12 protein-coding genes are annotated in these 15,395 nt (G+C 72.4%); 11 read left to right on the top strand and 1 reads right to left on the bottom strand.

What is annotated here, in order from left to right:
* Positions 1-124 precede the first annotated feature (124 nt).
* The 5 genes from IF67_RS0113715 to IF67_RS45725 all read left to right on the top strand — a co-directional run bounded on the left by IF67_RS0113715 (position 125) and on the right by IF67_RS45725 (position 4,187).
* On the top strand, positions 125-1,654 hold the full coding sequence (locus tag IF67_RS0113715; protein WP_030985437.1) for a flavin-containing monooxygenase: 1,530 nt from the start codon (positions 125-127) through the stop codon (positions 1,652-1,654).
* The gene (locus IF67_RS0113710) at positions 1,651-2,649 is read left to right on the top strand and encodes an alpha/beta fold hydrolase (protein WP_030985434.1); all 999 of its coding nucleotides are present in this window, start codon (positions 1,651-1,653) and stop codon (positions 2,647-2,649) included. The genes IF67_RS0113715 and IF67_RS0113710 overlap by 4 nt, the downstream gene beginning before the upstream one ends.
* A complete protein-coding gene (locus tag IF67_RS0113705; RefSeq protein WP_030985433.1) occupies positions 2,646-3,527 on the top strand; it encodes an SDR family oxidoreductase in 882 nt (293 codons plus the stop codon). Before IF67_RS0113710 ends, IF67_RS0113705 begins: the two co-directional genes overlap by 4 nt.
* A 177-nt stretch (positions 3,528-3,704) precedes the next feature.
* Positions 3,705-3,968: a hypothetical protein gene (locus IF67_RS0113700; protein WP_030985430.1), complete on the top strand. Its 264-nt coding sequence runs from the start codon at positions 3,705-3,707 to the stop codon at positions 3,966-3,968.
* An 87-nt stretch (positions 3,969-4,055) separates the two neighbouring features.
* Positions 4,056-4,187, top strand: coding sequence for a hypothetical protein (locus IF67_RS45725; RefSeq protein WP_267959191.1), 132 nt, complete (start codon positions 4,056-4,058; stop codon positions 4,185-4,187).
* Between the two features lie 162 nt (positions 4,188-4,349).
* Here the strand turns inward: IF67_RS45725 and IF67_RS0113690 are convergent, their stop codons facing one another.
* Positions 4,350-7,751, bottom strand: coding sequence for a S41 family peptidase (locus IF67_RS0113690; RefSeq protein WP_030985429.1), 3,402 nt, complete (start codon positions 7,749-7,751; stop codon positions 4,350-4,352).
* Between the two features lie 252 nt (positions 7,752-8,003).
* On the opposite strand from IF67_RS0113690, the gene IF67_RS0113685 reads away from it, so the two are divergent.
* From IF67_RS0113685 to IF67_RS0113660, 6 genes are all read left to right on the top strand, one after another.
* The gene (locus tag IF67_RS0113685) at positions 8,004-8,579 is read left to right on the top strand and encodes a TetR/AcrR family transcriptional regulator (protein ID WP_030985428.1); all 576 of its coding nucleotides are present in this window, start codon (positions 8,004-8,006) and stop codon (positions 8,577-8,579) included.
* Between the two features lie 126 nt (positions 8,580-8,705).
* Complete coding sequence (locus IF67_RS0113680; protein WP_030985427.1) at positions 8,706-11,000, top strand: MMPL family transporter; 2,295 nt, start codon at positions 8,706-8,708, stop codon at positions 10,998-11,000.
* Positions 11,001-11,308: 308 nt separating this feature from the next.
* Entirely contained in the window at positions 11,309-12,442 is a 1,134-nt protein-coding gene (locus IF67_RS0113675) for an energy-coupling factor ABC transporter permease (RefSeq protein ID WP_030985426.1), read from the top strand.
* 1 nt (position 12,443) lies between these two features.
* Complete coding sequence (gene cbiQ / locus IF67_RS0113670; protein ID WP_030985425.1) at positions 12,444-13,205, top strand: cobalt ECF transporter T component CbiQ; 762 nt, start codon at positions 12,444-12,446, stop codon at positions 13,203-13,205.
* Positions 13,193-13,966, top strand: coding sequence for an energy-coupling factor ABC transporter ATP-binding protein (locus IF67_RS0113665; protein ID WP_030985424.1), 774 nt, complete (start codon positions 13,193-13,195; stop codon positions 13,964-13,966). Before cbiQ ends, IF67_RS0113665 begins: the two co-directional genes overlap by 13 nt.
* A 119-nt stretch (positions 13,967-14,085) precedes the next feature.
* The gene (locus tag IF67_RS0113660; RefSeq protein ID WP_234341081.1) at positions 14,086-15,345 is read left to right on the top strand and encodes a serine hydrolase domain-containing protein; all 1,260 of its coding nucleotides are present in this window, start codon (positions 14,086-14,088) and stop codon (positions 15,343-15,345) included.
* The last annotated feature ends 50 nt before the right edge of the window (positions 15,346-15,395 follow it).

Genomic DNA, 15,395 nt, shown 5'->3' with positions numbered 1-15,395 from the left:
GGTACGTGGCTGCCCTACTCTCCAACTGTGCCAGTGATTGCTGGCGCGATGGGGGCGGTCGTGGTGGCGGACGTCGCGGCCCCGAAGATGGCAGTGGAGTACGTCGAACTCGGGAGGCGGCTAAATGGCCGAGCGCGAGCGCAGGCATGTGCGGGTTGCGGTGATCGGATCGGGGTTCGGTGGTCTCGGCGCGGCCGTCCGGCTGCGGCGCCAGGGGATCACCGACTTCGTGGTCCTGGAGCGGGCCGGTGCGGTGGGCGGCACCTGGCGCGACAACAGCTATCCGGGGTGCGCGTGCGATGTGCCCTCGCACCTGTACTCCTTCTCCTTCGCGCCCAACCCGGAGTGGCCGCGGAACTTCTCCGGGCAGCCGCACATCCGTGCCTACCTGGAACGGGTCGCCGACACCTTCGGACTGCGTCCGCACCTGCGTCTCGACTCGGAGGTGCAGAGCCTGCGCTGGGACGCGGAGGCGCTGCACTGGGAGGTGGAGACGGCCGGCGGGCCGCTGACCGCGGATGTCGTGGTGTCCGCGACCGGGCCGCTGTCGGATCCCAAGATCCCCGGCATACCGGGGCTGGACACCTTCCCCGGCAAGGTCTCGCACTCCGCCCGCTGGGACCACGACTACGACCTGCGCGGCAAGCGCGTCGCCATGATCGGTACGGGTGCCTCGGCGATTCAGATCGTGCCGGCCATCCAGCCGGACGTGGAGCGCCTCACGCTCTTCCAGCGCACCCCGCCCTGGGTGCTGCCCCGCGCCGACCGCAAGATCAGCGCGGCCGAGAAGTGGCTGCACACCAAGCTCCCGGCGACCCGGGCCGCGCGCCGGGGGCTGCTGTGGGGCATCCGCGAGCTCCAGGTCAGCGCCTTCACCAAGCGCCCCAATGAGCTGGGTCTGCTCGAATTCCTGGCCAAAAACCATATGAAGAAGGCCGTCAAGGACCCGGTGCTGCGGGCCGCGCTCACTCCCGACTACCGCATCGGCTGCAAGCGGATCCTGCTCTCCAACACCTATTACCCGGCCCTGGCGCAGCCCAATGTGGATCTGGTCGCCGCCGGGCTGAAAGAGGTCCGCGGCAGCACGCTCGTGGGGTCCGACGGGAGTGAGGTGGAGGCGGACGCGATCGTCTTCGGCACCGGGTTCCATGTGACGGACATGCCGATCGCCCAGCGGGTCACCGGCGCCCACGGCACGACGCTCGCCGAGGAGTGGAAGGACGGCATGGAGGCGCTGCGCGGCACCAGCGCGGCCGGCTTCCCCAACTTCCTCACCCTCATCGGGCCCAACACCGGCCTCGGGAACAGCTCGATGATCCTGATGATCGAGGCGCAGCTGAACTATCTGGCCGACTTCATGCGCCAGCTGGACGTCCTCGGCGGGAAGATCGCGCTCGACGCCCGGCCGTCCGCCGTACAGGACTGGAACCGCGGGATCCAGCAGCGGATGACCCGCACGGTGTGGAACATCGGTGGCTGCGACAGCTGGTATCTGGACGCCAACGGCCGCAACACCACCGTCTGGCCCGGCACGACCGGGGAGTTCAAGAAGGTCACCCGGCAGGTCGACCTCGCGGAGTACGAGGTGCTGCGGCCACCGGCCGGCCGGCCCGCGGACCGGTCCGCCGGCACGCACACGGAGGTGGCCGCATGAGTCGCCGTCCCGGACACGTCACCACCGGCCCGTACGCCCCGCCGGTGCCGCGTACGACGCTGACCGTCACCTCGGCCGACGGCGCCCGGCTGTACGCCGAGGTCCACGGGCCCGAGGACGCCCCGGCCGTCGTCCTGGCGCACGGCTGGACCTGCTCGACCGCCTTCTGGGCCCCGGTCGTCCGCGAGCTGGCCGCCGGCCACAAGGTCGTCCTCTACGACCAGCGCGGCCACGGCCGCAGCCCCGCCGCCGGTCCGGCCGGCCACAGCACCCATGCGCTCGCCGACGACCTGGTGGCCGTACTGGAGGCCACCCTGCGGCCGGGTGAACGCGCCGTGGTCGGCGGCCACTCCATGGGAGGTATGACGCTCATGGCCGCCGCCGACCGGCCGCAGCTGCGCGAGCGGGCCGCCGCCGCGTTGCTGTGCAGCACCGGCAGCGCCGAACTGCCCGCCGAATCAAGGGTGTTCCCGCTGCGCAGCCCGCAGGGCCGCCGCCGTGCGCACCGGCTGATGCTGCACTCACGGATGCCGCTCGGCCCCGTGTCGCCGCTCGCCAAGAGCGCCCTGCGGTACGCCACCATGGGCCCCGGCGCCACCGCCGAGCAGATCGAGGCCTGTGCGCGCATCGTGCACGCCTGCCCGCCCGGGGTACGGGCCCGCTGGGGCAAGGTGCTGGCCGGCCTCGAACTGACCGGCGGCGCCGCCAGGTTGGAGCTGCCGACCGCGGTCATCGCCGGCACCGCCGACCGGCTCACCCCGGTGGTGCACGCCCGCAGGCTGGCCTCCGTCCTCCCCGACTGCCGCGGTCTGACCGAGCTGCCGGGTCTGGGACATATGACGCCGATCGAGGACGCCGTCGCCGTCGCCGGCCGGCTGCGCGAGCTCGTCGAGGATCATCTGCGGGCGACGGAAACCGGCACCGAGGTCCCGGCGGCCGACGGGATCACCGAAGCCCCCCGCGCCCCGCGGCAGAAGAAGGAGAAGATGGCATGAGCGCGAGCAGGAATCTGGAGGGCCAGGTCGTCGTCGTGACCGGTGCGGCCCGTGGGGTCGGGGCGCTGCTGGCCCGGAAGCTGTCGGCGCGCGGGGCGACGCTGGCGCTGGTCGGCCTGGAGCCGGACGAACTGCGCGGCGTCGCGGCCTCGCTGCACGGCCCGGCGCACCACTGGCATGCCGATGTCACCGACCACGAGGCGATGGCCCGGGTGGCGGGCGAGGTCAAGGACCGCTTCGGGAAGGTCGATGTGGTCGTCGCCAACGCCGGGGTGGCGACCGGCGGCCCGTTCGCCGACTCCGACCCGGTCTCCTGGAGGCGGGTCATCGAGGTCAACCTCATCGGCGGCGCGGTCACCGGCCGCGCCTTCCTGCCCGCCTTGACGGCCTCCCGCGGGTACTTCCTCCAGATCGCCTCGCTGGCCGCGATCACCCCGGCCCCGATGATGACCGCCTACTGCGCCTCCAAGTCGGGCGTCGAGGCGTTCGCGCACAGCCTGCGGGCCGAGGTCGGCTACAAGGGTGTACGGGTCGGCGTCGGCTATCTGAGCTGGACCGACACCGACATGGTGCGCGGCGCGGACCAGGACGACATCATGCGCGAGCTGCGCTCCCGGCTGCCCTGGCCGTCGAACAAGACCTATCCGCTGGGCCCCGCCGTCGACCGGATCGTCGCGGGCATCGAGCGCCGTTCCGCGCATGTCTACGGGCAGTGGTGGCTGCGCGGGATGCAGTCGCTCCGCGGGTATCTGCCCTCGCTCATCGGGTCGGTGGGCCGGCGGGAGATGCGGCGGTTCGGGGACCGGCTGGACGGGATGCGGGTCGGGCTGGTGGGCGCGGGCGGTGAGGCGGACGAGAAGGCGCGGGCGGACCGGTGAACGGGCGGCGGGCGGCCTGAAGGGCCTCTGAGCTGGCCCTGAGCGGTTCGCGGGCGGTTCGGGAGCGGCCTTGCGCCTCACGGAGCGTAGTCATCCGTGATCGAAATGCGAGCAATGTCCGGGCGTGTCACGCTGAACGGGGCCCAACCCCCCTACACCCCACTAGGAGTGAACAGCATGGGCATCAAGGACCAGTTCCAGGACAAGGCCAACGAGCTCAAGAACCAGGCGCACAAGGCCGCGGGCGACGCCCGCGAGCAGGGTCAGGAGCGCGGCGGTCAGCGTCAGGACCAGGAGCGCGGCGGTCAGCGCCCGGACCAGGACCGCGACCGTCGCCAGGGCGGCCAGGAGCGTGGCCAGCAGCCGCGTGAGCGTGGCCAGCAGGGCAACCGCCCCGCCCAGGACGCGATGGACGCCGCCGAGGGCCGCTCCCAGAGCTGACGTGGCTTGTCCTGAACAACACGCGTGACGGCGTACGCGTCATGCGTGAAGGGGCGCACCCGGTCGACCGGGTGCGCCCCACCCGTTTTGCCGTGTGTCCCGGCGCCGCGCCACTACCGCTCGCTGGGCTGCATCAAGCTGAGCCCGGCCCACATCAAGAACCTCTTCGCCAAGGCCGAGCAGTACGGCTGGCCGACGCAGCTCAAGGTCACCAGCTGAACCTGCGGCGCCGGCCGGCCTCGTAGCGTGACCTGACCGGGCCGGCAGTCCCGTCGTGACCTGACCGGGCCGTGGTCCCGCCGTGACCTGACCGGGCCGTGGTCCCGCCGTGACCTGACCGGGCTGTGGTCCCGCCGCAACTCGGCCGATCCGGTGGCCCGTTCAGGCCCCGGCCGCCTCCGCCGTGCCGTCGCTCCGCGGTGGCAGCGCGGGCCGCCGCCGGTCCGGTGCGTCCGACAGGTCCGGAGGCGTCGCCGCCGGATGCCGCTCCAGCAGCTCCAGCACCGTCCGTACCGCGACGCCCAGTTGGGGGTGCCGGCCCTCGGCCCAGTGCAGCGGGGAGCGCAGCGCCTCGATGTCGACCTCGACGCCGTGGTTCTCCACGCCCCAGCCGTAGAGCCGGAACCATGCGGCGTTCATCGGGACGGTGATCGCGGTGCCGTCGGCGAGCCGGTGCCGGCCGGTCATCCCGACCACCCCGCCCCAGGTGCGCATGCCGACCACCGGCCCCAGGCCCAGCAGTTTGAAGGCCGCGGTGATCATGTCGCCGTCGGACGAGGTCATCTCGTCGGCGACCGCCACGACCGGGCCGCGCGGCGCATTGCTGGTGTACGAGACGGGCTCGGCATCGCGGGTCAGGTCCCAGCCCATGATGGTGCGGGTCAGTTTCTCGATCACCAGCTCGGAGATGTTGCCGCCCGCGTTGCCCCGTACGTCCACGATCAGCGCGGGCCGGGAGACCTCCATCCGCAGATCGCGGTTGAACTGCGCCCAGCCGGAGCCGCCCATGTCGGGGATGTGCAGATAGCCGCACCTGCCGTCGCTCAGCTTCCGCACCACCGCCCGTCGTTTGGCCACCCAGTCCTGGTAGCGCAGCGGCCGCTCGTCGACCAGTGGGACCACCGCGACCCGGCGGGGCGGGCCGTCGCCCTCCGGCGGGGAGAAGGTGAGCTCCACGGTCGTGCCGCCGGCCGCGGCGAGCAGTGGATACGGGCCGGTCACCGGGTCCACCCGGCGGCCGTCGACATGGGTGAGCGCCGCCCCCTCGCGGATGCCCGTACCGGCCAGCGGGGAGCGGGCCTTGGAGTCCGAGGACTCGCCGGGCAGGATCCGGGTGACCGCCCACCGGCCGTCCCGGCAGGCGAGGTTGGCGCCGAGCAGCCCCATGGCGCGCTGGTAGTGCGGCGGTCCCTCGTTGCGCCGGGCGCCGACGACATAGGCGTGCGAGGTCCCCAGTTCGCCCATCACCTCGCGCAGCAGATCGGCGAACTCGTCCGGGGAGGCGACCCGGTCCAGCAGCGGCCGGTACTGCGCCAGCACCGCGTCCCAGTCGATGCCGCACATCTGCGGCTCCCAGAAGTACGCCCGGGTGATCCGGCCCGCCTCCTCGAACGCCTGGTGCCACTCCGCCACCGGATCGACATCGTGCAGGATGCGCCGCAGGTCCAGGAAGACCGTGGAGTCACTGTCCGGCTGTTCGGTCGCCGGCACCGCGCGCAGCTCGCCCTCGTCGTTGACGACCAGCCGGGAGCCGTCGCCGCTGAGCGCGAACCCGTCCAGGGAGCTGGTGAGTTCGGTGCGCCGCGCCTTGGTCAGATCGAAGTGTTCGAGGGTGGGCCGGCCCGAGGTGTCGGCCGGGTTGGCGAAGGTCTCGCCCAGCGCGCCGGAGATCGGCCAGCGCAGCCAGACCAGTCCGCCGCCGCTGACCGGCTCCAGGGAGGAGTACTTGGACGCCGCCACCGGGAACGGGGTGACGCGGTTCTCCAGCCCCTCCACCTCCACCAGTACGGGCCCCTCGCCCGACGGCGGCGGAATCTCGTCCGGGTCCAGACCGCCCGCCGCGGGCCGTCCCTCCGGGGACAGCGCGAAGGGGGAGGGGGTCGCCGACGACAGCGGTACGAGATAGGGGCGGCAGCCCAGCGGGAACGACAGATCGCCGGTGTGTACGTCGTAGACCGGGTCGAAGCCGCGCCAGGACAGGAACGCCAGATAGCGGCCGTCGCGGGTGAAGACCGGCTGCTCGTCCTCGAAGCGGCCGTTGGTGACATCCAGGATGTGCCGGTCGGCCAGCCGGGCCATCTTGATCTGCCGCAGCGTCCGGCCGATGCCGGGGTGCGACCAGGTCAGCCAGCGGGAGTCGGGGGAGAACGCCAGGTCGCGGACCGGGCCGTTGGGGGAGCGGACCAGCTCGGTCACGTCGCCGGGACCCGCGGCTTCCTCCCCGGACTTCCCGGACTCCCCGGACTCCCCGGACTCCCCGGACCGGTCCTCCTCGACCGCCCCCTCCTCCGGCCGGGCCACGTCCACCAGCAGCAGCCGGCCGTCGTTCGAGGCCACCGCCAGCCGTTCGCCGTCCGGCGCGGAGGCCATCTCGTGGACCCGGCCCAGCTCACCGGCGGCCAGCCGGAGCGGTTCGCCCGGCGCGCTCGCCCGCGGCAGGTGGGTGATCTCGATGGCGTCCTCGCCCTCGGCATCCGTGACGTAGGCGATCCGGCCGGTGGAGCCGAGCATCTCGGGGAGCCGGACGTGTACGCCCGGGGTGTCGTGGATCGTGCGGGCGGGGCCGTCGCGATGGGTGAGCCAGTACAGGCTGCCGCGTACGCCGACCGCGCTGGCCCGGCCGGTGGTGTCCACCGCGAGCGAGGTGACATGCGAGGCCGCCGGGACCTGGTAGGTCCGCCGGCCGGCCCGCGGACCGCCCAGGCGCACGGTCAGCTTGCGCGGCACGGCGTCCGGGCTCAGATCGTCGATCAGCCAGAGCTCACCGGCGCACTGGTAGACGATGCGCGAGCCGTCGCTGGAGGCGTGCCGGGCGTAGAAGTCGGCGTGGTCGGTGTGCCGGCGCAGATCGGTGCTGTCGGGCAGACAGGAGTAGACGTTGCCGATGCCCTCGTGGTCGGAGAGGAAGGCGACCCGGCCGCCGACGAACATCACCGAGTCGAGGTGCCCGTGCAGATCCGGCAGCAGCCGGGTGCCGTGCAGCCACATGCGGCCCATCGCGCCGCCGCGGTAGCGCTTCCAGGAGGCGGGCTCGTGCGGCGGTTTTCCGCTCAGCAGCAGGGTGCGGCGCTCCCCTTCGAAGTCCGCGACCTCGATGTCGGAGACCGGCCCCCAGGGCAGCTGGCCGCCGGGGCTGCCGTCGGTGGGCACGCTGTAGGCCCACGAGTAGTACGAGAACGGCTGGCCGTGCGAGGAGACCGCGAGGATATGGGCCTGGCCCTCGTGGTCGGGGGGTGACCACCCGCAGACCCGGGCATCGGTGCTGCCCCAGTAGGTCAGCCTGCGGGCCGGGCCGCCGTCGACCGCCGTGAGGTGGACCTCCGGGTCGAGGCTGCGCCAGGTGGTGAAGGCGATGTGCGCTCCGTCGGGGGAGAAGCGGGGGTGGCCGACGCGGGTGCGGTCCACGGTCAGCCGCCAGGCGCGCCCCGGCTGCCGGCCCTCCGGGGCGATCGGGGCGATCCACAGGTCGTCCTCGGCGGCGAAGCAGAGCAGGTCGCCGTGCAGATGCGGATAGCGCAGATATGCGCCGTCGGACGGTCCCGGCGGCCCCGGCGCGGCCGCCATCCGGCGCAGCCGCCCGCGAGGCTTGGCGGGGTTCGGCTCCGGGCGCGGCCCGACGGCCTCGGGTGCATCGCTCACCCACCCATCGTTTCGGGACGGGGGTGCGGCGGCAACTCGGTCGGGTGACGCAGACCACCATCGAAACGCTTCCGTTTCGCTCGTTCTGCCCCTACCTTCGAGGTGTACGAAACCGTTTCGTTCGCTGCCGCCGGTAGGGTGGCCGCGTCCGTACGGTCCGACCAGGAGGTGCGTGTCATGGGACGCAGCCGGCTGACTCCCGAGCGGGAGGCCGAGCTCTTCGATGCCGTGCTCGATCTGCTGCGCGAGGTCGGCTACGACGCGCTGACCATGGACGCCGTCGCCGCCCGCACGCGCTCCAGCAAGGCCACCCTCTACCGCCAGTGGCAGGGCAAGCCGGAGCTGGTGGCCAGGGCGCTGCGGCGCTGCAAGCCGGTCAGCACCGCGGACATCGACACCGGCAGCCTGCGCGGCGACTTCGCCGAGCTGGTGCGCCGGGCCGACGACGAGGGACAGGTGGAGAAGGACGCGGCCCTCATGCGGGGCCTGGGGATGGCCATCCACGGCAACCCCGATCTGCACCAGGCCCTCCGTGATGTCCTCCTCGACCCCGAGGTGACCGGACTGAACGCGATGCTGCGGCGCGGCATCGACCGTGGCGAGATCGCGGCCGACTGCCCCGCGCTCCAGTTCGTCCCGCACATGCTCGTCGGCGCGTTCATCGCCCAGCAGCTCATCGAGGGCCGCTGCGCCGATGCCGCGTTCCTCTCCTCCTATCTCGACGCCGTGGTCCTCCCCGCCCTGGGCGTCTGACCCCACCCGCCCGACTCCCCTTCATCCCGGCCCTCGTACCCGGCACGCCGCTCTCGTCGCCGGGGCGATGGCGCACGCCTCTGTACGCCCATGCACGCCCTTCATCCGACGGGAGCACCCGGTCTCGTGGCCACTTTCCTCTATAAACTCGGACGTTTCGCCTTCCGGCAGCGTCGCTTCGTCGCCCTCATATGGGTGGCCCTGCTGGCCGTTGCCGGCGTCGGGGCCGCCACCGCCGCCTCGCCCGCCGCCGACTCCTTCTCGATCCCCGGCACGGAGGCCCAGCGCGCCTTCGACCTTCTCGACCAGCGATTCCCCGGCACGAACGCCGACGGGGCCACGGCCCGGGTGGTCTTCCGGGCCCCCGAGGGCGAGTCGATGAAGGACCCGGCGAACAAGGCGGCCGTCGAACGGACCGTCCACGCCCTCCAGTCGGGCTCCTCGGAGGTCGACCGGGTCGCCGATCCGTACACCGCGAAGGCCCTCAGCAAGGACGGCCGCACCGCCTACGCCCAGGTCTCCTACAAGGTCACCGGCTTCGAGCTGAGCGACGCCTCCAAGGACGCCCTCGAGGACGCGGCCAAGGACGGCCGGGACGCCGGGCTGAGAGTCGAGACCGGCGGCAGCGCACTCCAGGCCATCCCCGAGACCGGCGCGACCGAGGTCATCGGTATCGCGATCTCCGCGGTGGTCCTCGTCATCACCTTCGGCGCGCTGATCGCGGCCGGACTGCCGCTGCTGACCGCGCTGATCGGCGTCGGCATCGGCGTCTCCACCATCACCGCGCTGAGCAGCACGCTCGATCTCTCCAGCACCACCTCGACGCTGGCCACGATGATCGGCCTCGCCGTCGGCATCGACTACGCCCTGTTCATCGTCTCCCGCTACCGCGCCGAGATCACCGAGGGCCGCGAGCGCGAGGAGGCCGCCGGACGCGCGGTGGGCACCGCGGGCTCCGCGGTCGTCTTCGCGGGGCTGACGGTGGTGATCGCCCTGGTCGGCCTCACCGTCGTCAACATCCCGATGCTGACGAAGATGGGCCTGGCCGCGGCCGGCACCGTCGTCATCGCCGTACTGATCGCGCTCACCCTCATCCCGGCGCTGCTGGGGTTCGCGGGGGCGCGGGCGCTGCCCCGCAAGGCCCGTAAGGCGGGCAAGGCGGGTAAGGCGAGCAAGGCGGGCGTGGCAGTTGAGGCAGGTGAGGCGCACGGCCGGGACGCCGCCGCCGGGGAGCGGCCCAATATGGGCACCCGCTGGGCGCGCTTCGTGCTGCGCCGTCCGGTCGCCGTGCTCCTCACGGCCGTGCTCGGCCTCGGCGTTGTCGCGATCCCCGCCACCTCACTGGAACTGGGCCTGCCGGACGACGGCTCCCAGCCCACCGACACCACCCAGCGCAAGGCCTACGACCTGCTGTCGGACGGCTTCGGCCCCGGCTTCAACGGCCCGCTGATGCTGGTCGTCGACGGCCGGGACGCGCACGCCGGGCAGAGCGTCAAGTCCGCCGCCGCGCGGGTCGCCAAGGAGGTCCGCGGGCTGGACGATGTCGCCGTCGTCACCCCGCCCACCTTCAACAAGGCCGGCGACACCGCGATGCTGAACGTCGTCCCGAAGTCGAAGCCCAGCAGCGTCGAGACCGAGGACCTGGTGCACGGCATCCGGTCCACGACGCACGGCATCGCCCAGGACACCGGGGCGAACACCCTGGTCACCGGCACCACCGCGATGAACGTCGATGTCTCGCAGAAGCTGAACGACGCGCTGGTGCCCTACCTGGCGCTGGTCGTCGGCCTGGCCTTCCTCCTGCTGATGGTCGTCTTCCGCTCGGTGCTCGTCCCGCTCAAGGCGGCGCTCGGCTTCCTGCTGTCGGTGGTGGCGGCGCTCGGCGCGGTTGTCGCGGTCTTCCAATGGGGCTGGCTGAGCGGTGTGTTCGGCGTCGAGCAGACCGGCCCGATCATGAGCATGATGCCTATCTTCATGGTGGGCGTGGTCTTCGGGCTGGCGATGGACTACGAGGTCTTCCTCGTCACGCGGATGCGCGAGGCCTTCGTCCACGGGGAGCGCCCGGGTGAGGCCGTCGTCACCGGCTTCCGGCACGGTGCGCGGGTGGTCACCGCCGCCGCGGTCATCATGATCAGCGTCTTCGCCGGCTTCATCGGCTCCTCGGACTCGATGATCAAGATGATCGGCTTCGGTCTGGCCGTTGCCGTCTTCTTCGACGCCTTCCTCGTCCGCATGGCCGTCGTCCCCGCGGTCCTGGCACTGCTGGGCCGCTCCGCCTGGTGGCTCCCGCGGTGGCTCCAGAAGCTGCTGCCGAACGTGGATGTCGAGGGCGAGGGCCTGCGGACGCAGCTCGCCGGGACCGGCACCGGCCCCGCCGACGGACCGGACGTGAGCGCCGCGCGCGAAGCGGCGCGCGTCTGACGGGACGCCACCATGCGGGCACTGACGCAGATGTGACGGCACGCCGGCGAGCCCGGCGACGGCCTCCCGTGGGGACGGGGCCGTCGCCGGGCCGGGTGCGGGCGAGGATGCCGGACCCCGGGTGCACCGCGCGGCCGGGTGCGCCGCGCTCCTCCTTTTCATACATGTGTTCCCCTGGGTGAAGGTGTGCAGGCGGGACCCGCCTTTGCGGTCGCCGTATCCGTTTCGCATCATGGGCGCTCTTGCAACTTATTTGCAGGAGGCACCACCATTGGTGGGTTGCAGAGCCTGAAGCGGAGAAGCCTGAGATGCACGTACCCGATGGATTCATCAATGCGCCGGTGTCGGTCGCGACCGGTGCGGTCGCCGCCGTCGCGGTGGCGGTCAGCCTGCGCGGTGCCCGGCGCGAGCTGGCGGGTGCGGGAGCGGGCGGTGTCGCGGGGGCGGAGCGCACCGCGCCGCTCGCCGGACTGGTCGCCGCCTTCATCTTCGCCGTGCAGATGCTGAACTTCCCGGTCGCGGCGGGCACCAGCGGGCATCTGCTGGGCGGTGCACTGGCGGCGATACTCGTCGGCCCGTACACCGGTGTGCTGTGCGTCTCGGTCGTGCTGCTCATGCAGGGCGTGCTGTTCGCGGACGGCGGGCTGACCGCGCTGGGCGTGAACATCACCGATATGGCGATCGTGACGACCGTCGTCGCCTACGCCCTGTTCCGGGGCCTGGTGAAGGTGCTGCCGCGGCGGCGCCGCTCGATCACCGTGGCCTCGTTCGTCGCCGCGCTGATCTCGGTGCCGGCGGCCGCGGTGGCCTTCACCGGCCTCTATGCGCTCGGCGGGACCGCGGACGTGCCGATCGGCAAGGTCTTCACCGCGATGGTGGGCGTGCATGTGCTGATCGGGATCGGCGAGGCGACGATCACCGCTCTGACGGTCGGCGCCGTGATCGCCGTACGCCCCGACCTGGTCTACGGCGCACGCGGCCTGACCAAGCCGCTGGAGCTGCGCACCTCGCCGCTCGCCGCCCCGGCCGACGAGCCCGCGCCGGCCGCCGCTCCTGCTCCCGCGTCCGCCGCCCCGGCCCCCGTCGCCCCGCGCCGTTCCGTCCGTCGCGTCTGGCTGGCCGGGGTCGCCGCCGCCCTGGTGTGTGCGGGCGGCGTCAGCTACTACGCCTCCGCCAGCCCCGACGGCCTGGAGAAGGTCGCCCACGATCAGGGCATCGACGCGAAGGCCGAGGACCACGCCGCCAAGGACTCCCCGCTCGCCGACTACAGCGTCAAGGACATCACCAATCCGCGGCTGGCCGGCGGCCTCGCCGGGGTCATCGGGGTCGGCGCGACGCTGGCCGTCGGAACGGGCGTGTTCGTCGTCCTGCGCCGCCGCAGGAACGCCGGCGCCGACGAGCAGCCGGCCACGGGAGCCGAGCGTCCCTCGGAGAACGTCTGAGATGGGTGCCGGCCATGCGCACAAGCTGTACCGGCACGGGCATTCGCCGGTCCACGCCCTGCCGGCGCACTGCAAGATCGCCGCGGTCTTCTGCTTCGTCCTGATCGTCGTCTCCACCCCGCGCGAGGCGCTCTGGGCGTTCGGGCTCTATGCGCTGCTGATTGCGGCCGCCGCCGGGGCCGCCCGGATCCCGGCCGGATTCCTGCTCAAGCGGCTGCTGATCGAGGTGCCCTTCGTCGCCTTCGCGCTGCTCATGCCGTTCGTCGCCGAGGGGCCGCGGGTCGCAGCCCTCGGGATGAGCCTGAGCCAGTCCGGGCTGTGGGGCGCCTGGAACATCCTGGCCAAGGGGACGCTGGGCGTCGCCGCGTCCGTGCTGCTCGCCTCCACCACCGAACTGCGCGAGCTCCTGCTGGGCCTCCAGCGGCTGAGGATGCCGCCGCTGCTCGTCCAGATCGCGTCCTTCATGATCCGCTACGGCGATGTGATCACCGACGAGATGCGGCGGATGCGGATCGCCCGGCTCTCCCGCGGCTTCGAAGCGCGCGGCGTCCGTCACTGGGGTGTGCTCGCCAAGTCCGCCGGCGCCCTGTTCATCCGCTCCTACGAGCGCGGTGAGCGCGTCCACCTGGCCATGGTCAGCCGCGGCTACACCGGCACCATGCCCCAGACCACCGAGACCACCGCCACCCGCACACAATGGACCCGCGCGGCCGCCCTCCCCCTCGCCGCGCTCGCCGTCTGCCTCCTGGGATGGACCCTTTGAGCACCACCGCACCCGCCCCCTCCCTCGCCGTCTCCCGGCTCGCCTACGCCTACCCCGACGGCCACCAGGCGCTCTTCGGCGTCGACCTCACCGTCGGCCGCGGTGAGCGGGTCGCCCTGCTCGGGCCCAACGGGGCCGGCAAGACCACCCTCGTGCTGCACCTCAACGGCATCCTCGAAGCGGGCGCCGGCCGCGTCGAGGTCGCCGGGCTCCCGGTCGCCAGGGAGAACCTCGCGGAGATCCGCCGCCGCGTCGGCATCGTCTTCCAGGACCCCGACGACCAGCTGTTCATGCCCACCGTCCGTGAGGACGTCGCCTTCGGCCCTGCCTCCTCGGGGCTGCGCGGCGCCGCACTGGAGGAGAGGGTCACCGAGGCGCTCACCCAGGTCGGCATGGCGGACTTCGCCGACCGGCCGCCGCACCATCTCTCCTTCGGCCAGCGCCGCCGGGTCGCCGTCGCTACCGTGCTGGCGATGCGGCCGGAGATCCTGGTCCTCGACGAGCCGTCCTCCAATCTCGACCCGGCCTCCCGCCGTGAACTCGCCGACATCCTCCGGTCGTTGGACGTCACGGTCCTGATGGTCACGCACGATCTGCCGTACGCGCTGGAGCTGTGCCCGCGCTCCGTCGTGCTCTCCGGCGGCGTGATCGTGGCCGACGGGACCACCCAGGAGCTGCTGTGCGACGAGGAACTGATGCGCACCCACCGGCTGGAGCTGCCCTTCGGGTTCGATCCGCGGTCGGTCGACGTTCCGCGGTGACCCGCCGCTGACCCGCTCGCGGTGACCTGCCGCCCCTTCGTTCCCGTGTGACGAACGCCACGGGCCGCGGTCCTGGTCATCAGCACTGATCCGCGCGTTGCACCATGGATGGGTCACGCATGCGACGGATGAGTGGGAAGCAGGAATCAGTGGTGGACGTCCAGGGCACGGTCGAGGACGGCTTCGAGCCGGTCCGGGACGCCTTCATGGCCAACTTCGCGCGGCGCGGTGAGCGCGGCGCGGCGGTTGCCGTCTACCGGCACGGACACAAGGTCGTGGACCTGTGGGGCGGCACGAAGGACGGTGACACGGACCCGGACGCGGCGGACACCGCGCCCTGGGAGGCCGGTACGGCCCAGGTGATCCGGTCCGCGACCAAGGGCATCGCCGCCCTCGTCCCGCTGCTGCTGCACCAGCGCGGACAGCTCGACCTCGATGCGCCGGTCGGCACGTACTGGCCCGAGTTCAAGGCCGCCGGCAAGGAACGCGTACTCGTCCGCCATCTGCTCTCGCACCGCGCCGGACTGCCCGTCCTGGACACCCCGCTCACCCCGGAACAGGCCATCGACGGCGTCAGTGGCCCGGCCGCCCTCGCCGCTCAGGCACCCGCCTGGGAACCCGGCACCGAACACGGCTACCACGCGCAGACCTACAGCTGGCTGATCGGCGAGCTGGTGCTGCGGGTCACCGGCCGCACCCTCGGCAGCTGGATCGCCGAGGAGATATCCGGGCCGCTCGGCCTCGATCTGTGGATCGGCCTGCCGGAGGCGGAGCAGTCCCGCGTCGGACGGCTGGCTTCCGTCGAGACCCCGGCCCCGCCCGCCGCGACGGGGCTGCGCGTCCGCCCCAAGCAGTCCGTCGCCGCTGCGTACGCCGATCCGGACTCGCTCACCAGCCGTGCCTTCGCCGCGATCACTCCGGCGCCGGACGAGAACGCCCCGGCGTACCGGGCCGCCGAGCTGCCCGCCTCGGCCGGCATCGCCACCGCCCGCTCCCTGGCCCGCTGTTACGCCGCGCTCATCGGGTCCGTCGACGACCACCCGCGGCTTTTCGCGCCCGCGACGCTCACCCTCGCCCGGACCGAGGAGTCCGCGGGGCTCGACCGCACCCTCCTGGTCCATACGCGGTTCGGCCTGGGCTTCATGCTCCACGGACCGGCCTCGCCGCTGCTGGCGCCCGGTTCCTTCGGCCACCCCGGCCGCGGGGGCGCGCTGGCCTGCGCCGATCCGGAGACCGGGCTGGCGGTCGGCTATGTCACCAATGGGATGCAGCGGAATGTGACGGCGGATCCTCGGGCGCAGGCGCTGTTGCGGGCGGTTTCCCACGTTGCCGGGGGAGCCCGCCGTACCTCGTCCGTTGTTCTTGCCCCGTGTTCTTGACCTGCCTTCGGCAGGAACGGGGGAGGTGGCGGGGCGCGCCCACGAGCTGA

This window comes from Streptomyces sp. NRRL S-1813, assembly GCF_000719605.1.
Classification (GTDB): domain Bacteria; phylum Actinomycetota; class Actinomycetes; order Streptomycetales; family Streptomycetaceae; genus Streptomyces; species Streptomyces decoyicus.
Note: the sequence above shows the minus strand (reverse complement) of the source record. Positions and strands in the feature narration are given on the sequence as shown.